Raw genomic sequence first — 18,631 nt, 5'->3', positions numbered from 1 at the left:
AATAGTTCCTTTTTAGGATATAAAATGAAATTAAAAATTAGTCGTTTTTATACGACAACTAATTGAATAATAAATGAAAATCATTGTACCAATGGCGGGTCGTGGTTCTAGACTGCGTCCACACACGTTAACTGTTCCAAAACCTTTAATCCCCGTTGCCGGTAAACCCATAGTACATCGTCTGGTGAGTGATATTGCCAAAGTATTGGGTGAGCCTATAGAAGAAATTGCTTTTATTTTAGGAGACCCTGCATTTTTTGGAGCGGACGTAGTAACTAGTTTAGAGAAGCTTGCCCACGAATTGGGTGCTAAGGCATCAATTTACAGACAGCTAGATCCTAAAGGTACAGGGCACGCCATAATGTGTGCAGAACCATCTTTATCTGGCCCTGCTGTAATAGCTTATGCAGATACGCTAATACGGGCAGATTTTGATTTAGATAAAACTGCGGATAGTGTTATTTGGACCAAAAAAGTAGATAATCCGTCGGCTTATGGTGTGGTTAACTTAAACGATAAGAACCATATTGTGGAACTGGTAGAGAAGCCACAAGAATTTGTAAGTGACCAAGCGGTAATAGGTATCTATTACTTCAAAGATGTTGGTGTGTTAAAAACCGAATTGCAATACGTGTTGGATAACGATATTATCAATGGGGGTGAATATCAAATAAACGATGGTATTAAGCGCATGATGGCAGACGGTAAAGTTTTTGTAACGGGCAAGGTTGCCGAATGGATGGATTGTGGTAACAAAAACGTAACCGTAGAAACCAACCAGCGCATGTTAGGATTCTTAGAGCAAGATGGGGAAAAATTAATTTCGGACACCGTTAAAGAGGAGAATGCTAATATTATTCCACCTTGTTTTATAGGAGAAAACGTGGTGCTTAAAAATACTACGGTAGGCCCTTTTGTTTCAATAGGAGACCATACCGTTATTGAGAATTCTACCGTTAAAAATAGTTTAATCCAAGCGCATTCCTCTATCAAAAATGCTAATTTGGACAATGCTATGATTGGAAATCACGTAAAATACAATGGTAATTTTGAAACCATAAGTATTGGGGATTATTCTACATTGGAATAAAAATTTATGAAGAAAAGTTGTTTTGTTATAGGTGTATATGTTGCCTGCTTACTTACAGGCCTAAAAAGCCTTGCCCAAAACAATAACGATTCTATACCCCAGGTAGAGGAATCTGCCGAAGTCTTTCTTGGAGATTATACCGATAGGTTTCAGGAATTGTTCTTTGATGGTCTACGCCAAAAGAGTATCGAAAATTATGATAGGGCAATTAATTTGTTTTTGGAAGCCAAACAACTACAGCCCAATTCTAATGTTATAAATCATGAGCTAGGAAAGGTTTATGCTTTGGATAAATCCTTTGTTAAAGCGCAAGAATTTATTTTGGAAGCATTGACCAATGAGCCAGAAAATTATTGGTACCTCTACTCCTTAGTAGAACTTTTAAATGCTCAAAACACCAACTTGGACGGTATTGACCACAATTTAAATTTAGATAACGAAAAAATAAGAAAGAATCTAGCATTGGCTTATTACAATTTAAGCAGCTATACTTTAGCCAAGGAACAACTAGAAAAACTTACAAATAGCGACTTTAAAAACAACCTGGCCGTAAAGATAGACGATGCCTTAAGGAGAAGACAAGACAATGTGCAAAAAACATTTTCAAGCACTGTAGTTCGGCAACAAGGTAATCCGGTTTCTAGTATTCAATTTAACTTGGAGCAACAAATAAAGATGGAAAATTATGGGATTGTGGCACTACGTGCAGCATCCGCTCTAGAGTCTTATCCGCTACAACCCTATTTTTATTATGCTTATGGTCTTGCTCTACATAAAAAAGACAAAAATTACCAAGCAATAGAGGTTTTAGAAGGTGGATTGGATTATTTATTTGATGATATAAAGCTGGCCAATAAATTTTATAATACGTTGGCTGCTGCCTATACGGCCATGCATAACCCAACCAAAGCCAACTACTACAAAAATAAAATAAGACCAGGTTTTTAATTTGAATGTATGAAAGGGAATATTTATTTGGGATTTGTTTTCTTGGCCTTGCTTTTTATAGGTGGCTGTAAAAGTACTAAAGTATTGTCCTCTGGGACGGTAGACCCTTCATTAACTGCTAAAAAAATTATTCAACAACATTACAAAAACCTTACGGACTATAATACCTTGACAGGAAAGCTTAAAATTGAGTACACAAGTGCAGATGCAGATCAATCAGTATCCGTTAGTTTACGTATGAAAAAAGATGAAGCTATTTGGTTAAGTGCACCCTTTGGTATGTTCAAAGCATTGATTACACCAGATAGGGTGAGTTTTTATAACCGTTTGGATAATGAATATTTTGATGGTGACTTTGCATATCTTACCGAGATGCTGGGAACAGAAATGAATTTTGAAAAAGTACAAAATCTGTTGTTGGGTAATGCCATATTAGACTTAAGAAATCATAAGTATGAGACAAACGTGGTAAACAACACCTATAAACTAACACCAAAGAAACAAGAAGATTTGTACAGTATTTTCTTGTTCGTGGATTCTAAGTATTTTAAGATTTCTAGACAGGAATTAAGGCAGCATGCAGAGGCAAGATCCTTAGATATGGATTACACCTATCAGCAAGTAAGCAATAAGATTATTCCAAATATGGTAAATGTTCAGATAGATAATAAAGGGGAGAAAACTACTATAAATCTAGAATATCGCAATATAGAATTGGGTAAGACTTTAAATTTTCCCTACAAAATACCAAGTGGTTTTAAAAATATTGACGCTCGTTAATGCATATAAGTCGGTTACATAAAGGGTTATTGTTAGGGTTATTGGTATTTCTACCTTATTTGGGTATTTCTCAATCTAGTGAACAAAAGGTCCTAGAGGCAAAAAGAGCGCGCATACAAAAAGAAATAAAAGAAATGAACCGTTTGCTTTTTCAAGAAAAAAAAGAAAAGGGCAATGTTCTTGATCAATTGGAGGCGTTAGATCAAAAAATAAATAAAAGTCAAGAATTAATTAAAGTAACCAACCAGCAAGCAAATTTATTGAATAGGCAAATTAACGCCAACGTACGTAAAATAAGTAAGCTAAGAGAAGAGCTTAAAGCACTTAAGGAAGAATATGCTACCCTGATTCAAAAATCGTATCAAAATAAGACGGATGAAAACCGTATCATGTTCTTATTATCTGCCGAGAATTTCTTTCAAGCCTTTAAGCGTCTTCAATATATAAAGCAGTATACCAAATACCGTAAGAATCAAGGCGAACAGATTGTTGCCCGCACGCAAGAACTTACGGATTTAAACAAAGATTTAGTTGCGCAGCGCAAAATAAAAGACCAATTGGTACAAGAAAATACACAAGTTAAAAATCAATTGGCAAAAGAAGTGGCGTCCCAAAAAGACTTATTAAAAAGTATTCGCTCCAATGAAAGTAAATATGCCAAAATAATATCGGACAAACAGAAAGAATCTAAACGGATAGACCGCGAGATAGACCGCTTGATTAAAAGTGCAATTGCAAGTAGTAATAAAAAAACTGGGGGAAAAAGTTCCTCTAAGTTTGAATTGACACCTGAGGCCAAACTCATTGCCAACAATTTTTCTGCAAATAAGGGAAAATTGATCTGGCCGGTAGAAAAGGGTGTTAAAAGCCAAGGTTATGGGTTATATGCCGATAAATTGTATCCTGGAATCAAGCATCAAAATAATGGGGTAACCATAACTACCGATAAAGGCGAAAAGGCTAGAGCCATTTTTGAGGGAGAAGTAATTGAGATTATGTCCTTAAGAACTGGCCAAAAAGGTGTTTATGTGAGGCATGGCAATTACATTAGTATGTATTTTAACCTGGCCAGTGTATACGTAAAAAAAGGTGATAAGGTAAAAGTTAAGGAATCTATTGGCGAGATATATACCAATGCGTTAAACAACGAAACCAAATTAAAGTTTTACCTCTATCAAAATACCGTTAAATTAAATCCAGAGCAATGGATTTACCAAATGTAGACTTATGGAACAAATAACAAACTTACAAGGAACGTTTACTTTACATAATGGTGTTAAAATGCCTTATTTTGGATTAGGAGTTTATTTGTCAGAGGACGGTACTGAGGTTATTAATGCGGTAAAATGGGCTTTAGATGCTGGCTATAGGCACATAGATACAGCGTCTATTTATAAAAATGAGGAAGGTGTAGGGCAGGCTATAAAAGAGAGTAAAGTTGCCAGAGAAGACATTTTTGTGGTTTCTAAGGTATGGAACGCAGACCAAGGCTATGAAAGTACTATAAAAGCCTTTAACGATAGTCTGGAGCGATTACAATTGGAATATCTAGACTTGTATTTGATTCATTGGCCGGTAAAAGGAAAATATAAGGAAACCTGGAAAGCTTTAGAGCAATTGTATAGGGAGAAAAAAATACGGGCCATAGGAGTTAGTAATTTTTTACAACATCATTTAGAAGATTTACTTTCTACTGCCGAAATAGTACCTATGGTAAACCAAATGGAGTTTCATCCGTATTTGGTGCAGCAAGAATTATTGGATTTTTGCAGAAAGCATCAGATACAATACGAAGCCTGGTCCCCAATGATGCAGGGTAAAATTTTTGAGTTGGATGCCTTTAAAGAGTTGGCCAAAAAGTACAACAAAAGCATTGCTCAGATTGTATTGCGATGGGATCTACAGAAAGGTGTGGTTACTATACCAAAATCTTCAAAAAAGGACCGAATTGTTGCCAATGCAGCCCTATTTGACTTTGAGTTATCAGCAGAAGATATGGCCTTATTAGATGCTATGGATAAGCAGCATCGTTTTGGGCCAGATCCAGATAATTTTGATTTTTAAGGCGTATTATTTTGTAAACAAAGCCTTGAGCTCTGTGGCATCGTTTGGTTTCATTTTACCAGCAAGCACTAAACTAAGTTGCTTTCTGCGTAGTGCCGCATCATAACGCTGTTGTTCTAGTTCGGTTTCGGGTTTTAACTTAGGCACTTCTGTAGGTGTTCCGGTTTCGTCTACGGCTACAAAAGTATAGATAGCTTCGTTAGCTTTAACCTTTTCACCGCTTATCCGATCTTCCATCCAAACATCAATATAAATTTCCATAGAAGAATTGAATGCTCTTGAAACGGTTGCTTCTACCGTAACAACACTGCCTAGAGGAACAGAGCGATTAAATGCTACGTGATTTACAGAAGCCGTAACCGTAATTCGTCTACTGTGCCGTCTGGCCGCTATACTTGCGGCACGGTCCATACGCGCCAGTAATTCGCCGCCAAATAAATTATTTAACGGATTGGTTTCACTTGGTAAAACCATATCGGTCATAATTGTACGGGATTCGCTAGGTGTTTTAGTGCGCATGTTTAAAATTTTGCGCAAAGGTAATTAAATAAAAATGCTAAATAGAAGTAGTGGTCTACTTTTCAGAGAGCATCCAGGCATCCTTGGATACCGTTCGTTTTATTTGTCTTAAATAACGCAGCGCATCGCTACTTTCAACAAAACTTTGGTAGGCCACTTGGTGCAGTCCAAATTTGTTGGTACCCAAATATCTTGCCTTATAGCCCAGAGCCTGCAATTGGCCAATTTTACGGTCGGCATTTGCTTTTTCCCTAAATGCACCGGCAATAATATGATGGTTGTACGCTATAGCGGTCTCTTTTTTCGTGACCTTGACATCTAACGGTGGTAATTCTAACGGGGCCGTTTGAAAAAAAGTGGCCTCTTGTATATGTCTATCTACCGCTTCTCTTGCTTGTTCTGCAACCAATAATTTATTGGATTGGTTTTGCTTGTGTACCAATAGCGAAGTGGTACCAGTTGCAAGTAATAATAACGCCACCGCAGCATATTTATACAATGGGCGAATAGGGTTATGTCTTTTTTCTGGTGTTATTGAGAATGGTATAGCTTCTTCCAAGGCTTCCACCTCTTCTTTTAGAACTTCTCTGGTAACTTTTTGACCGTTTACGGAACTAAGACCAAAGGCAGCGGCTAAATAATTTTCTTGTCCTTCTGGGGCAAATAAAATACGCTCTTCTTGCCCCATCCATAGTTTGCCTATTTTTTCTAATCGTAATTCACCACCTGCAACCAATTTCTCTTTCCAGTTTTTGGCTACGGAAACTACTTCTTCTAACAAGGCGTCATGAGATAGTTGTTTGCTACTAGCTATATGGGAAACCAACAAACCGTCATTTTTATGGAGTTGTTGGTTAAAGGATAGGCTTTTAGAAGGCGGATGAATGGTGTTGCCCACTATACGAGCCGAATTTGTATTTGCCAAGAAAGCACCAAACCCAGGTACTACTACGCAATTGTAACGGTATAATAATTCTGCTATATAGTGTTCTAAACGCATAAGGGCAAATATTGTAAAAAATGAACGAGTGTAAAATATCTACGAGTAACTTTTTATTAACATTTGGTTTTGGGTATATTGTGAAAAACTTTTGAATGAATGCTCCACTAACTGATAGTGAGTTACTTGGCTTGTTAAGATTGCAGCGCATACCCAAAATTGGGGCTATAAACGCAAAAAAATTATTAGAACACTGTGGCGATGTTTCAACCCTGTTTAACGAGAAACAAAGTACACTTCAAAAAATTGACGGAATAGGCTCTGTTATGTTAGAGCAGTTTTTTGATCCAATTTTTTTAGAAGAGGCAGAAGCAGAATTAAACTACATTCAGCAAAATAATATTAGCTATGTACATTACAAATCGCCGGCTTATCCAAGATACTTAAAACATTGTGTAGACAGTCCTCTACTTTTGTTCCAAAAGGGAAATATTGACATACAAAACCGAAAGTTGATAAGTATAGTGGGTACCCGAAAAATAACCAGTTACGGACAACGATTCTGCAATGAATTTATAGAAGAAATTGCACCGTTAAACCCGGTAATTGTAAGTGGTTTTGCCTACGGCGTTGATATTACCGCACAACGTGCCGCGATGGATAACGGACTACAAACAATTGGATGTTTGGCTCATGGTTTAAATCAAATTTATCCAAAAGCACATGATAAGTACGTACCCAAATTGTTAGAGAATGGTGGTTTTTACACTGAGTTTTGGAGTACCAGTAAACCAGATAGGGAGAATTTTTTAAAGCGTAACAGAATCATAGCGGGTTTAAGCGAAGCAACTATAGTAGTAGAGTCTGCAGATAAAGGTGGTAGTTTGGTAACCGCAGATTTGGCGCATAGTTATAACCGGGAAGTTTTTGCGGTACCAGGTAGGGTTACGGATAATTATAGTTTAGGGTGTAACAATCTAATAAAAAACCAAAAGGCCCAAATGCTTACAAGTGCTGCAGAACTAATTTATTTGCTGCGTTGGCAACTAGAAAAACAAGAGGAAAAGGTTATTCAAAAACAGTTGTTCGTTTCTATGGACGAAACAGAAAAGTCTATCTACAATTACTTACAGTTAAACGGAAAACAGTTGCTAGACATCGTGGCCCTTGAGTGTAATCTGCCCATTTTCAAAGCTTCTTCCACATTGTTGAATATGGAAATGAAAGGATTGATACGCCCTTTACCAGGTAAGTTGTTCGAGGTGGTCTAGGCGGTTAATCGTTTGTTTGCATTTCTTTTTTATACCAGACTGTTTGGTACAATAGGTTTGGTGGTTTAGCAGAAATATTTAAACGTTTATCGCCTTAATACGCGTATTGCATAGAATGTATAACTACAATTCCCAGTCAAGGTTCTCACTTTCTACGTATAGATGCTTAAAAATGTTCGATTAATAACAAGGCTTTTAAGATTACAGTACACCCTTTTCTAACTATTTTTAATAGCCTACTTTATTTCTTACCCTATCAATAACGCTGTTTGCAATTTTACCCGCTTTTTCTGCTCCTATGGCTAAGGCTTCGTCTACCTCTTTAAGGTTGTTCATGTAATATTCATAACGCTCCCTAGGTTCAGCAAATTTTTCTAAAATTACTTCGTACAACGCTTGTTTGGCATGTCCGTAGCCATAATTACCCGCTAAATAGTTGGCGCTCATTTCTTCTATCTGCTCAGGTGCTGCCAACAATTTATAAAGGGCAAAAACATTATCTTTTGCAGGATCTTTTGGTTCTTCCATTGGTGTACTGTCCGTAACAATACCCATTATCTGCTTGCGTAACTTTTTATCGGTTTGGAAAAGGTTTATGGTATTTCCCCTGCTCTTGCTCATTTTATGGCCGTCTGTTCCTGGAATGTACATTGTGTTTTCTTGTACTTTGCCCTCTGGTATTATAAAAGTCTCTCCCATTGCATTATGAAACCGATTGGCTACATCCCTAGTCATTTCTATGTGCTGCAATTGATCTTTACCAACAGGTACAATATCTGCGTCATACGCTAGAATATCTGCTGCCATTAGCATGGGGTAGGTAAATAGGCCACTATTTACGTCTTCTAAGCGGTCTGCCTTGTCCTTAAAAGAATGGGCCAAGGTTAAACGTTGGTAAGGGTAAAAACAACTTAAGTACCAAGATAATTCTGCCACTTGTGGTACATCGCTTTGACGGTAAAAAACGGTTTTATCAATATCCAAACCAAACGCCAGCCAAGTTGCAGCAACCGCATAAGTATTCTGTCTAAGCAATTCCCCATCTTTAATCTGGGTTAGGGTATGCATGTTAGCTATGAATAAGAACGATTCGTTTTTTGGGTCATTAGAAAGCTCAATTGCGGGCTTTATGGCGCCTAAAATGTTTCCTAAATGCGGTACTCCTGTACTTTGTATTCCTGTTAATACTCTTGCCATAGTAATTTAAAAAGGTAAAAGTAGCAATATGCAAATGATTATAAAATGGATTGAACTACAAAATATGACACATTGAATGTAGTTTTGAACGGTATAATCTAGAATAAGTATTTTTACCCGGTGATAAAGATTTTGAAGTATATAGGCCATACGGTATATCGAATATGGTTTTACCTCTTGGTAACACTGCCAATTTTGGTTTTTTCTCCTTTGCTTTTAGCAACCACCTTCTCTGAAAAAACATATCCCCAGTTTTATTGGCTGGCGCGTAATATTTGGGCCAAAACAATTTTATATGGTATGGGGTGTTTGCCCAAAATTACAAGAGCCGAAAAAATGGAGGCGCATAAAAACTACATGCTAGTAGCCAACCATACCAGCATGCTAGATATTATGCTTATGTTGTATGTGAGCAAGAATCCTTTTGTATTTGTGGGCAAGAAAGAATTGGCTAAAATTCCAATATTTGGGTTCTTTTACAAGAGGGTGTGTATTTTGGTGGATAGGGAGAACCCTAAAAGTAGGGCGGCGGTTTACAAAAGGGTACAAGCTAGATTACAGCAGGGCTTGAGTATCTGTATTTTTCCAGAGGGCGGTGTACCAGAAAGTGACGTTGTATTGGACCGGTTTAAAGATGGTGCGTTTCGTATGGCCATTAGACATAATATACCAATCGTTTCAATGGTGTTTTATGATTGTAAAAAACGATTTCCTTGGGAGTTTTTTAGTGGAGCTCCAGGGCCGTTAAGAGTAAAGACCTTTCCGTTTGTGCCTACAGCGTTATTAGACGTAAGTGACACTCAAATGTTAAAACAACAGACTTGGCAATTACTTTATCAAGAATTAACTTAAAAATTTAAAGACCCCGTAGGCTCCTACGAGGTCTTAAAGATTGTCGATAAATCGACCAACCTAACCAACTTCTTTGTTTAAAACTGAAAACGCAATCCGCTATATACCCCAATGGTATAAGGTCTAAATTCTCCAGATGTATTGTTAAAGGTGTTTAATTGATATTTAAACATTGGTTCTAGATTAATCTTTAACGCGTTGTTGATTTTATAATCTAGGCCAAGGCCAATATTTGTGCTAAAGCTTACGTCATTAACGTTGTTTGCAGCGCCCATTTCTGTAACCAGTTCATTGCTTTCTAAAGAAACTGCGTTGTCTAGTAAGAATAAGGATGATACCCCTCCAATGACATTTATACCAAATTTATGGTCCAATAAACGGTAATTAAGTTCCATGGGTACTTCTATATAGCCTAACTGTTGCACCATTCTGCCAGACAACGGAGCTACTGTATTGGCTACTTCTGCATTATCACTAAATGCGGCCGTTCTTTCTTTGGCGCTAGAAACAACAATGGTTCTTGCAGATTGCGAATAATCAATGTTTTCTATTTGTCCATTATTTAATGCGCTTAAAGACGAAGAGAAACTTACATCTTTGGTATCATAGCCGTAATCTACTTTATGTACACCAGAACGTAAGCTTATTTTTTTGCTTACTTGATACGCAACCGTAAGACCGTAGCTTAAGTTAAGATTGCCAGATTTACTGTTGCTGTTAAAAGTAGAGTGTATAGGGGAGCCTTGACCAATGGCATCAAAATAAACTGGCGCCACGGATGGGCCTAAAGACCATTTTTTGGTTTCATCGTCATTTTGTTGCACCACTTCTTCTGCTTCTTCAATGGCTTCAAAAATTGATTTCTTTTGCTGATTTACAAGGGTGTCTTTTACAGCTTTATTTTGAGCTACTCTAGAATCTTCAAATAAAATACCATTTGTTTTATTTTGTTTAGAGACGGTATTTTCAGTATTGTTTGCTTCAGGCTTATTATTAGTTGCTACTATATCAGCTTTAGTTTTATTAGGCAATTCATTGCTAATAGCTGCCTCGTTAGCTTTAAAACCGTCTTTGTTTTTTTGGGTTTTATTGGAAACAACGGCACTATTTGATTTTAAAACTGGATTTTCTGCACTGGTTCTATTTCTATTTATAGCCTTTGTAGTAGTATGTGTGGTAATAGCATTCGCCTCATTTTTATTTGAGTCGGGATTACCCCTTACCAAGGCATCATTATTTTTAAGTGTGTTGTTAATTTTGGTATTATCTGTAGCTTTTTTAGTAGTTGTGGTAGTTACTTTTTGTTTAATAGATGGTTGGTTTTCTTTACTAAAGAATAGGGAGAAAGTGAGTAGGCCCAAAATTAAGATTGCGGCAATGCCGCCAAAACGCCACCAAATGGGTATTATCCTCCGGTTTTTCTTTTCGTTTAAAGATGCCTCTATTCTTTGCCAAACCTCCGGGTTTGGTGGCGGCGCAAAATCTTTAAATTGCTCCTGATAGAGTTTATCCAAATTATTCCTTTTCATTATCACTGTAGGTATTTAAGCAATATTGATGCTTTCTTTAATTATTTTTTCTTTTAAAATGCTCCGTGCCCTTGCCAAATTAGATTTAGATGTTCCAGGAGAGGTGCCCAATAATTCACTTATTTCTTTATGCGAGTATCCATCTAAAACATAAAGATTAAAGGTTACTCGGTATTTGTTGGGTAATTCTTGAATGTAACCTAACAGGGTACTTAAATTAATGGTTGGTAATTCTTCATCATCGTCTTCATTCTCTGGCCAGTTTTCAGAAACAATATCCAAGTATGCATCCTTTCTATATTTCTGTAATACCGTATTTACGGTAATCCTTTTAATCCAACCTTCAAAAGAACCTTTAAAATTATATTGTCCTATTTTTTCATAAATGGTCATAAAACTGTCATGCAAATTATCTTCAGCTTCTGTTTTGTTTTTAGAATACTTTAAACAGATTCCATAGAGAATTCCAGCATATTGTCTATACAAATGCTCTTGTGCGCTACGCTTGTTCGCTTTACAGTTTTTTATGAGTTCTTCTAGACTCAAATTGTTGGTCAGGTAATTAGTATTGTTCGTAATTATTCTACCGGAACGGTATATTCCAAATATTTTGCTTTGTCGTCACTGTCTAATCCAGCATAGAATTTGAGGTCATAAGTTTGGTCAATGAGTATGGTTACATCCAAATTGGCGGTTACGGTGTCATTCAATACTTCGCATTCATTTCCATCTATAATAGAACCCACAGCTGTAATGTAACGCACACCACCATCACCGGAAACAACATCAAATCCTTCAAAAAAGGTACAATTATCTGGGCGAATAAACGATACTGCAAGCTTATAATTTTCATTGAGCCTAAACGTATCTGGTACCTGGGCATCTGTTATGGCCAAGGCTTCAAAGTGAAAATTCTCTCCGGTATCCACATCGCAATTAGAGAAAAACAAACAAAATGAAAATAGAAAAACCCCTAAAGCTAGTTTCTTCATAGTCTTTTATTTCAACACTATAAAGATGAAAACTTGCTCTAGGGGTTGCGTATTCCCTATGGTTTTAAGAAAAATTTATTCTTTTAAGGCCGCGATTGCTTCTTTAATTTTACCTTCTAGCTCTTCTGCTAGCTCAGGATTGTCATCAATCAATGTTTTAACGGCGTCTCTACCTTGTCCTAATTTGGTGTCACCATAACTAAACCAAGAGCCACTCTTTTTAATTATTTCATAAGCTACGCCCAAATCTAGGATTTCTCCCACTTTAGAAACCCCTTCTCCGTACATGATATCAAACTCAGCAGTCTTAAACGGTGGTGCCACCTTATTTTTAACCACTTTTACCCTTGTTTTGTTACCCATTACTTCCCCATCTGTACTTTTTATTTGCGTTGATCGTCTAATATCTAAACGTACAGAGGCATAAAACTTTAATGCGTTACCACCAGTTGTGGTTTCTGGGTTGCCAAACATAACACCAATCTTTTCACGCAACTGGTTAATAAAGATAACCGTACATTGCGTTTTACTAATGGTAGAGGTAAGCTTTCTTAAAGCCTGAGACATAAGGCGGGCATGTAATCCCATTTTAGAGTCACCCATTTCACCCTCAATTTCACTTTTTGGGGTCAATGCGGCAACTGAATCAATAACAACAATATCTATAGCGCCAGATCGGATTAAGTTGTCTGCTATTTCTAGGGCCTGTTCTCCGTGGTCTGGTTGAGAAATAATTAAATTATCTATATCTACACCTAGTTTTTGAGCGTAAAAACGGTCAAAAGCATGTTCTGCGTCTATAAATGCTGCTATGCCACCCGCTTTTTGCGCTTCGGCCATTGCGTGTAAGGTCAATGTGGTTTTACCAGAAGATTCCGGGCCATAAATTTCAATAATTCTACCTTTAGGATAACCACTAACACCTAATGCCAAATCTAATCCTAAAGACCCAGACGGTATTACTTCTACATCCTCAACAACACTGTCTCCCATCTTCATTACCGCGCCCTTGCCATAGGTTTTATCCAGTTTGTCCAAGGTTAACTTTAGTGCCTTTAATTTGGCGTCTTTATCTTTGCTCATAGTGTTTTTAAAAAATTAGGAGACTAAAATACCACTTCTTTGCCATTTTTGCCTAACGCAACCATTTTTAATCTTTTACATCTTTTAGAAGAACTAACTCAAACTCTGTTTATCATTTTTAATGATAAACCTATATTTCTATGAAAAAGAAAGATGGTTAATCTAAGGGCATCCAATCATTTGGATGCCCTTATTCTTTGTGTATTTTTGCAAAAACAATTCTTTAACTTAAATATTGGTATAGCATGCAACTGTACAATAAATTAAGTGCAAAAGAAAGAGCCGCTCTAATTGAGGAGGCTGGTAAGGATAGGCTTACTATTTCTTTCTACAAATATGCACACATTGGTAATCCACAAATTTTAAGAGACCATTTATTTCTTACTTGGAACGATTTAGATGTTCTAGGTAGAATCTATGTGGCTACAGAGGGCATTAATGCTCAATTATCTGTTCCTGCAGAAAATTTTAAAACGTTTAAAAAACATTTAGATAGTATCTCTTTTTTAAAAGGAGTTCGTTTAAATATTGCCATTGAGCAAGACAATATGTCTTTCTTGAAATTAAAGGTAAAAGTTAGGAACAAAATAGTGGCAGACGGTTTAAATGACAAAACTTTTGATGTTACCAATAAGGGCTTGCATGTTAAAGCAGAAGAATTTAATGAGCTTATAGAGGACCCAAATACCATATTGGTAGATATGCGTAACCACTACGAAAGTGAAATTGGGCATTTTAAAAACGCAATTACCCCAGACGTAGATACATTTAGGGATTCTCTAGATATAATTGAGGAAAACCTGGCCGAGCATAAGGAAACTAAAAAATTGGTCATGTATTGCACAGGAGGCATCCGTTGCGAAAAAGCCAGTGCATACTACAAACACAAAGGCTTTAAGAATGTATACCAACTAGAGGGCGGTATTATTGAGTATACCCGTCAGGTTAGGGATAAAAACTTGGAAAACAAGTTTTTGGGTAAGAATTTTGTCTTTGACCATAGAAGGGGAGAGCGTATATCTGAAGATGTAATTGCACAATGCCATCAATGTGGGGCGCCTTGCGATACGCATACCAATTGCGCCAATGAGGCTTGTCATCTACTGTTTATTCAGTGTGAGGAGTGTAAGGCCAAAATGGATAATTGTTGTTCTGATCATTGTAAAGAGGTAAATGCATTGCCATTTGAGGAGCAAAAGAAACTCAGAAAAGGTAAGAAGGCCAGCAATAAAATTTTCAAAAAAGGCAGGTCAGAAGTGCTAAAATTTAAACGGTAGACAGGCGTATTGTTAAATTGTGCTATCTTTACTTTCAACATTTTTATGAACCCTTTGTTGGGCAATAAAGGTTGCCTAACTCAATATATAATATATGGGATGTAGTAGTTGTGCTACCGGTAAGGATGGCCAACCACGTGGCTGTAAGAGCAATGGCACTTGCGGCACGGACGGATGCAATAAACTTACCGTTTTTGATTGGCTTTCCAACATGTCCTTACCCAATGGGCAAGCACCTTTTGATTGTGTAGAGGTAAGGTTTAAAAATAGTAGAAAAGAATTCTTTAGAAATTCAGAAGGGCTTTCTTTGGCAATTGGCGATGTGGTAGCAACCCAAGCCAAATCTGGTCATGATATAGGTACGGTTACCCTTACGGGAGAACTGGTAAAGATTCAAATGAAGAAGAAAAAGGTAGATCCTACTGATGATGCCTTGCCAAAAATCTATAGAAAAGCCACAGAAAAAGATATTGACATTTGGATCAGTAGTCGCGAGCGTGAAGAGGCAATAAAAAAACGTTCTAGAGAAATTGCCATTTCCTTAAATCTACAAATGAAACTAAGTGATGTAGAATTTCAAGGAGACGGTTCTAAGGCTACGTTTTATTACACGGCGGAAGATCGTGTAGATTTTAGGCAGTTAATAAAAGATATGGCCAAGGCGTTTGGTATCCGTATTGAGATGCGTCAAATTGGGTATCGCCAAGAGGCACAACGTTTAGGTGGTGTAGGGTCTTGTGGTAGAGAATTGTGTTGCTCTACCTGGTTAACAGATTTTAGGTCGGTAAGTACGGCTGCTGCTAGGTATCAACAACTGGCGTTGAATCCACAAAAATTGGCGGGCCAATGTGGTAAGCTAAAATGCTGTCTCAATTTTGAACTGGATATGTACTTAGAGGCACTAAAAGATTTCCCTTCATCTGACACCAAATTGTTAACGGAGAAAGGAATAGCTTTTTGCCAAAAGGTAGATATTTTCAAAGAAACATTATGGTTTGCTTATCGTGGAGATGTTTCTAATTGGCATGCCTTAAAAAAAGAACAGGTTTTAGAAATAGTAGAACTGAACAAAAAAGAGCAAAAAATTGAAAGCTTGGAGGCTTACGCTGTTGTAGATGAAGCCTTGGATGAAAAGTTGGTTTTTGAAAACGTAGTTGGCCAAGATAGTCTTACCCGTTTTGATGCCCCAAAACGTAAAAAGAACAAAAAGCGCAAAGGTGGCAAGGGAAGAAGAAATAGAAATCCTAAAAACAAGGTGGGTAATGGCAAGTAGGTTATGTATTTCCATGCTGGTTGCTTTGCTTTTTACAGCATGTAATTCCAATGTGGTCTATACAGAATATAAAACGTTGAACAACGGAATTTGGTCCAATGCGGACACCTTGGATTTTAAGATAAAAGACTTGGATAGTACAGCCTATTACAACCTATTTTTAAACGTTAGAAATGATAACGATTATGAGTTTAGTAATCTTTTTCTAATCACTAAATTAATAAAGCCTAACCAACAAGTACAAGTAGATACCTTGGAGTATGAAATGGCCTTGCCAAATGGCGAATGGTTGGGTACAGGTAGGGGTAGTACAAAAGAAAATAAACTTTGGCTTCGCGAAAACATCAAATTTCCAGATTCTGGCGTATATACTTTAAAGGTGCAACATGCCATGCGTAAAAATGGTATGGTAGAAGGTATGCAACGTCTTAAAGGCATTACCGATGTTGGACTGCAATTAGAAACGATACAAGAATAAAATGGCAACGACAAAAAAGAAAACCAAAAACCCATTTTTGAAATTCATAAAATGGTTCTGGATATTGTTTATATGTGGTGTTGTGTTGGTAGCGCTACCTTTTCTATTTGCTTCATGGGGCCTTTTAGGGCCAATGCCAGAATACGAACATCTAGAAAACCCAGAAACCAACCTTGCTACAGAGCTAATATCTGCCGATGGTAAAACATTAGGAAAATATTATCTGGAAGATAACCGCACACCGGTACCGTTTGATCAATTGCCAGATAATCTGGTAAACGCTCTTGTAGCTACAGAAGATGCTCGGTTTTTTGATCACGCAGGTATAGATGCTAGGGGTACCATAAGAGCCGTTGCCTATTTAGGGAGTAAAGGTGGTGCAAGTACAATTAGCCAACAATTGGCCAGGCAATTATTTGTTGGGGTAAGGTCTAGAAATAAATTTGAGGCAATTACCCAAAAACTAAAAGAATGGGTTTTAGCAACTCGTTTGGAGCGTAATTATACCAAAGAGGAAATTATAGCTATGTATCTAAACATCTATGATTTTCACTATAACGCAGATGGTATTCGTTCTGCCTCACGTATTTATTTTGGTAAAGAACCAAAAGATTTGAGGATTCAAGAATCGGCAATGTTGGTGGGTATGCTTAAGAACTCTTCATATTACAATCCTATAAGGAGGGAAGAATTGGTGTTTAACCGTAGAAATACGGTGCTGGCGCAGATGGCCAAATATGGATACATTTCAGAAAAAGAAAAAGATTCCCTTCAGAAAACAAAGATGGATTTAAATTTTAATCCTGAATCCCATAGGGAGGGTCTGGCCACTTATTTTAGGATGTATATGCAACGTTGGTTAAACCAATGGGTAAAGGACAACCCTAAACTGGATGGGGAAAAATACAACATCTACTTAGATGGTTTAAAGGTTTATACCACCATTGATTCTAGAATGCAGCATAATGCAGAGATGGCAGTAGAAGCGCACATGAAAAAATTACAAGCCGAATTTTTTGTGCAAAATACACCAGAAAGGAATCCTACCACCCCATTTCTAGACCTAGAAAAGCACGAAATTGATAATATTTTGGAGCGTGCTATGAAGTCTAGCGCAAGATGGCGAACCATGAGTAGGGCTGGTAAGAGCGAAAGTGAAATTAGGGCTTCTTTTAAAAAGAAAACGGAAATGACCGTTTTTGATTGGAATAGCGATTCTTACGAAAAGGATACTATTTTAACCCCTTTAGACTCCATCAAATACTACAAAACATTTTTACGTACGGCAATGATGTCCATGGAGCCACAAACAGGCCATGTAAAAGCTTGGGTTGGCGGCATAGATTACAAACATTTTCAATATGATAATGTAATACAGGGAGCTAGGCAGGCTGGTTCTACCTTTAAGCCTTTTGTGTATGCTGCAGCAATAGATCAATTGCGCTTGTCTCCTTGTGATTCTTTACCAGATACGCAGTATTGTATAGAACCTATGAAGCATGGTAACATTGAGGCTTGGTGCCCTAAGAATTCTGACGGTAAATACTCTGGTGAAAAGAAGACACTGAAAAATGCATTGGCCAATTCGGTTAACTCAATTACGGCTAGGCTTATTGATGATGTAGGGCCCGCTTCTGTGGTAAAAATGGCCAGGAACATGGGTATAACCAAAGATTTACCAGAAGTGCCTTCTATCGCGTTAGGTACACCAGACGTTAATGTTTATGAAATGGTTGGTGCCTACGGTACATTTGCCAATCAAGGGGTTTACGTAAAACCTGTGATGGTTACGCGGATAGAAGATAAAAATGGTACCGTGTTGTTTGAATATGTACCAGAAACCAAAGATGTTTTAAGTAGAGATGTGGCCTATGCCATGCTCAACTTAATGGAAGGGGTAACCCAATATGGATCAGGAGGTAGATTAAGACACTCCTACAATAAGAATTCAAGAGTTTATAAGGAAATTATGACGGGTTACCCATATAATCTAACAAATCCTATAGCGGGTAAAACAGGTACAACACAAAATCAAAGTGATGGTTGGTTTATGGGTATTGTTCCTAATTTAGTGACTGGAGTATGGGTAGGGGGCGAAGAAAGAGCAACCCACTTTAGATCTTTAACCTATGGGCAGGCCGCTTCCATGGCATTACCTATTTGGGGCTTGTATATGAAAGCCAACTATGATAATGAGGAGTTGGCAATATCCAAATCAGCGTTTGATAAGCCAAGTGATTTGTCTATTAATGTGGATTGCACAAAGGTAGTCAAAGAGCTCACGGAGGATATGGACACTGATGATGATTTGGATGACTTAGACTTTTAAACTTACTGA

The 18,631-nt window shown here is 37.3% G+C and carries 18 protein-coding genes; 11 read left to right on the top strand and 7 right to left on the bottom strand.

The window, feature by feature from the left end; translation table 11 throughout:
• Window positions 1-73: 73 nt before the first annotated feature.
• Genes BUL40_RS01255 through BUL40_RS01235 form a run of 5 tightly spaced genes read left to right on the top strand, consistent with a single transcriptional unit; the run spans window position 74 to window position 4,882 of the window.
• The gene (locus BUL40_RS01255) at window positions 74-1,090 is read left to right on the top strand and encodes a sugar nucleotidyltransferase (protein ID WP_080317758.1); all 1,017 of its coding nucleotides are present in this window, start codon (window positions 74-76) and stop codon (window positions 1,088-1,090) included.
• A gap of 6 nt (window positions 1,091-1,096) precedes the next feature.
• Entirely contained in the window at window positions 1,097-2,038 is a 942-nt protein-coding gene (locus BUL40_RS01250; RefSeq protein ID WP_080317757.1) for a tetratricopeptide repeat protein, read from the top strand.
• A gap of 9 nt (window positions 2,039-2,047) precedes the next feature.
• Window positions 2,048-2,818, top strand: a complete 771-nt coding sequence (locus BUL40_RS01245; RefSeq protein ID WP_080317756.1) for a DUF4292 domain-containing protein — start codon at window positions 2,048-2,050, stop codon at window positions 2,816-2,818.
• Entirely contained in the window at window positions 2,818-4,041 is a 1,224-nt protein-coding gene (locus BUL40_RS01240; RefSeq protein WP_080317755.1) for a murein hydrolase activator EnvC family protein, read from the top strand. The genes BUL40_RS01245 and BUL40_RS01240 overlap by 1 nt, the downstream gene beginning before the upstream one ends.
• 4 nt (window positions 4,042-4,045) lie before the next feature.
• Window positions 4,046-4,882: an aldo/keto reductase gene (locus BUL40_RS01235; RefSeq protein ID WP_080317754.1), complete on the top strand. Its 837-nt coding sequence runs from the start codon at window positions 4,046-4,048 to the stop codon at window positions 4,880-4,882.
• Between the two features lie 6 nt (window positions 4,883-4,888).
• Here BUL40_RS01235 and BUL40_RS01230 read toward each other — a convergent pair whose 3' ends face one another.
• Together BUL40_RS01230 and BUL40_RS01225 are read right to left on the bottom strand one after the other, a co-directional pair.
• Complete coding sequence (locus tag BUL40_RS01230) at window positions 4,889-5,401, bottom strand: acyl-CoA thioesterase (protein WP_010516212.1); 513 nt, start codon at window positions 5,399-5,401, stop codon at window positions 4,889-4,891.
• A 55-nt stretch (window positions 5,402-5,456) separates the two neighbouring features.
• Window positions 5,457-6,401 carry an HU domain-containing protein gene (locus tag BUL40_RS01225; RefSeq protein ID WP_080317753.1) on the bottom strand — a complete coding sequence of 315 codons (945 nt, stop codon included), beginning with the start codon at window positions 6,399-6,401 and terminating at the stop codon, window positions 5,457-5,459.
• A 95-nt stretch (window positions 6,402-6,496) separates the two neighbouring features.
• On the opposite strand from BUL40_RS01225, the gene dprA reads away from it, so the two are divergent.
• On the top strand, window positions 6,497-7,612 hold the full coding sequence (gene dprA, locus BUL40_RS01220) for a DNA-processing protein DprA (protein WP_080317752.1): 1,116 nt from the start codon (window positions 6,497-6,499) through the stop codon (window positions 7,610-7,612).
• A 228-nt stretch (window positions 7,613-7,840) separates the two neighbouring features.
• Here the strand turns inward: dprA and trpS are convergent, their stop codons facing one another.
• Window positions 7,841-8,809 (bottom strand): tryptophan--tRNA ligase, encoded by a 969-nt coding sequence (gene trpS / locus BUL40_RS01215; protein WP_080317751.1) that lies wholly within the window; start codon window positions 8,807-8,809, stop codon window positions 7,841-7,843.
• Between the two features lie 120 nt (window positions 8,810-8,929).
• Between trpS and BUL40_RS01210 the strand changes: the two genes are divergently transcribed.
• Window positions 8,930-9,661 carry a lysophospholipid acyltransferase family protein gene (locus tag BUL40_RS01210; protein WP_029511343.1) on the top strand — a complete coding sequence of 244 codons (732 nt, stop codon included), beginning with the start codon at window positions 8,930-8,932 and terminating at the stop codon, window positions 9,659-9,661.
• A 77-nt stretch (window positions 9,662-9,738) separates the two neighbouring features.
• Here BUL40_RS01210 and BUL40_RS01205 read toward each other — a convergent pair whose 3' ends face one another.
• From BUL40_RS01205 to recA, 4 genes are all read right to left on the bottom strand, one after another.
• Window positions 9,739-11,190: an outer membrane beta-barrel protein gene (locus BUL40_RS01205; protein ID WP_080317750.1), complete on the bottom strand. Its 1,452-nt coding sequence runs from the start codon at window positions 11,188-11,190 to the stop codon at window positions 9,739-9,741.
• Between the two features lie 15 nt (window positions 11,191-11,205).
• Complete coding sequence (locus BUL40_RS01200) at window positions 11,206-11,736, bottom strand: RNA polymerase sigma factor (protein WP_010516200.1); 531 nt, start codon at window positions 11,734-11,736, stop codon at window positions 11,206-11,208.
• A gap of 32 nt (window positions 11,737-11,768) precedes the next feature.
• A complete protein-coding gene (locus tag BUL40_RS01195; RefSeq protein ID WP_010516198.1) occupies window positions 11,769-12,182 on the bottom strand; it encodes a hypothetical protein in 414 nt (137 codons plus the stop codon).
• A 75-nt stretch (window positions 12,183-12,257) separates the two neighbouring features.
• Window positions 12,258-13,265 (bottom strand): recombinase RecA, encoded by a 1,008-nt coding sequence (gene recA, locus BUL40_RS01190; RefSeq protein WP_010516196.1) that lies wholly within the window; start codon window positions 13,263-13,265, stop codon window positions 12,258-12,260.
• 245 nt (window positions 13,266-13,510) lie between these two features.
• Between recA and trhO the strand changes: the two genes are divergently transcribed.
• The 4 genes from trhO (at window position 13,511) to BUL40_RS01170 (ending at window position 18,622) form a co-directional block, all read left to right on the top strand.
• Complete coding sequence (trhO, locus tag BUL40_RS01185; protein WP_080317749.1) at window positions 13,511-14,542, top strand: oxygen-dependent tRNA uridine(34) hydroxylase TrhO; 1,032 nt, start codon at window positions 13,511-13,513, stop codon at window positions 14,540-14,542.
• A gap of 94 nt (window positions 14,543-14,636) precedes the next feature.
• Window positions 14,637-15,815 (top strand): PSP1 domain-containing protein, encoded by a 1,179-nt coding sequence (locus tag BUL40_RS01180; RefSeq protein ID WP_010516193.1) that lies wholly within the window; start codon window positions 14,637-14,639, stop codon window positions 15,813-15,815.
• A complete protein-coding gene (locus BUL40_RS01175) occupies window positions 15,805-16,293 on the top strand; it encodes a gliding motility lipoprotein GldH (RefSeq protein ID WP_010516190.1) in 489 nt (162 codons plus the stop codon). The genes BUL40_RS01180 and BUL40_RS01175 overlap by 11 nt, the downstream gene beginning before the upstream one ends.
• A gap of 1 nt (window position 16,294) precedes the next feature.
• On the top strand, window positions 16,295-18,622 hold the full coding sequence (locus BUL40_RS01170; protein WP_080317748.1) for a penicillin-binding protein 1A: 2,328 nt from the start codon (window positions 16,295-16,297) through the stop codon (window positions 18,620-18,622).
• Window positions 18,623-18,631: the final 9 nt, after the last annotated feature.

This window comes from Croceivirga radicis (assembly GCF_002072105.2).
GTDB classification, from domain to species: domain Bacteria; phylum Bacteroidota; class Bacteroidia; order Flavobacteriales; family Flavobacteriaceae; genus Croceivirga; species Croceivirga radicis.
This window is presented reverse-complemented; position numbering and strand designations above follow the sequence as displayed.

What these genes read in the sequence shown, in the direction of transcription:
- BUL40_RS01255 (WP_080317758.1), top strand. Translation starts at nt 74, where the DNA reads ATGAAAATCATTGTACCAATGGCGGGTCGTGGTTCTAGACTGCGTCCA.
- BUL40_RS01250 (WP_080317757.1), top strand. Translation starts at nt 1,097, where the DNA reads ATGAAGAAAAGTTGTTTTGTTATAGGTGTATATGTTGCCTGCTTACTT.
- BUL40_RS01245 (WP_080317756.1), top strand. Translation starts at nt 2,048, where the DNA reads ATGAAAGGGAATATTTATTTGGGATTTGTTTTCTTGGCCTTGCTTTTT.
- BUL40_RS01240 (WP_080317755.1), top strand. Translation starts at nt 2,818, where the DNA reads ATGCATATAAGTCGGTTACATAAAGGGTTATTGTTAGGGTTATTGGTA.
- BUL40_RS01235 (WP_080317754.1), top strand. Translation starts at nt 4,046, where the DNA reads ATGGAACAAATAACAAACTTACAAGGAACGTTTACTTTACATAATGGT.
- BUL40_RS01230 (WP_010516212.1), bottom strand. Translation starts at nt 5,401, where the DNA reads ATGCGCACTAAAACACCTAGCGAATCCCGTACAATTATGACCGATATG.
- BUL40_RS01225 (WP_080317753.1), bottom strand. Translation starts at nt 6,401, where the DNA reads ATGCGTTTAGAACACTATATAGCAGAATTATTATACCGTTACAATTGC.
- dprA (WP_080317752.1), top strand. Translation starts at nt 6,497, where the DNA reads ATGAATGCTCCACTAACTGATAGTGAGTTACTTGGCTTGTTAAGATTG.
- trpS (WP_080317751.1), bottom strand. Translation starts at nt 8,809, where the DNA reads ATGGCAAGAGTATTAACAGGAATACAAAGTACAGGAGTACCGCATTTA.
- BUL40_RS01205 (WP_080317750.1), bottom strand. Translation starts at nt 11,190, where the DNA reads ATGAAAAGGAATAATTTGGATAAACTCTATCAGGAGCAATTTAAAGAT.
- BUL40_RS01195 (WP_010516198.1), bottom strand. Translation starts at nt 12,182, where the DNA reads ATGAAGAAACTAGCTTTAGGGGTTTTTCTATTTTCATTTTGTTTGTTT.
- recA (WP_010516196.1), bottom strand. Translation starts at nt 13,265, where the DNA reads ATGAGCAAAGATAAAGACGCCAAATTAAAGGCACTAAAGTTAACCTTG.
- trhO (WP_080317749.1), top strand. Translation starts at nt 13,511, where the DNA reads ATGCAACTGTACAATAAATTAAGTGCAAAAGAAAGAGCCGCTCTAATT.
- BUL40_RS01180 (WP_010516193.1), top strand. Translation starts at nt 14,637, where the DNA reads ATGGGATGTAGTAGTTGTGCTACCGGTAAGGATGGCCAACCACGTGGC.
- BUL40_RS01175 (WP_010516190.1), top strand. Translation starts at nt 15,805, where the DNA reads ATGGCAAGTAGGTTATGTATTTCCATGCTGGTTGCTTTGCTTTTTACA.
- BUL40_RS01170 (WP_080317748.1), top strand. Translation starts at nt 16,295, where the DNA reads ATGGCAACGACAAAAAAGAAAACCAAAAACCCATTTTTGAAATTCATA.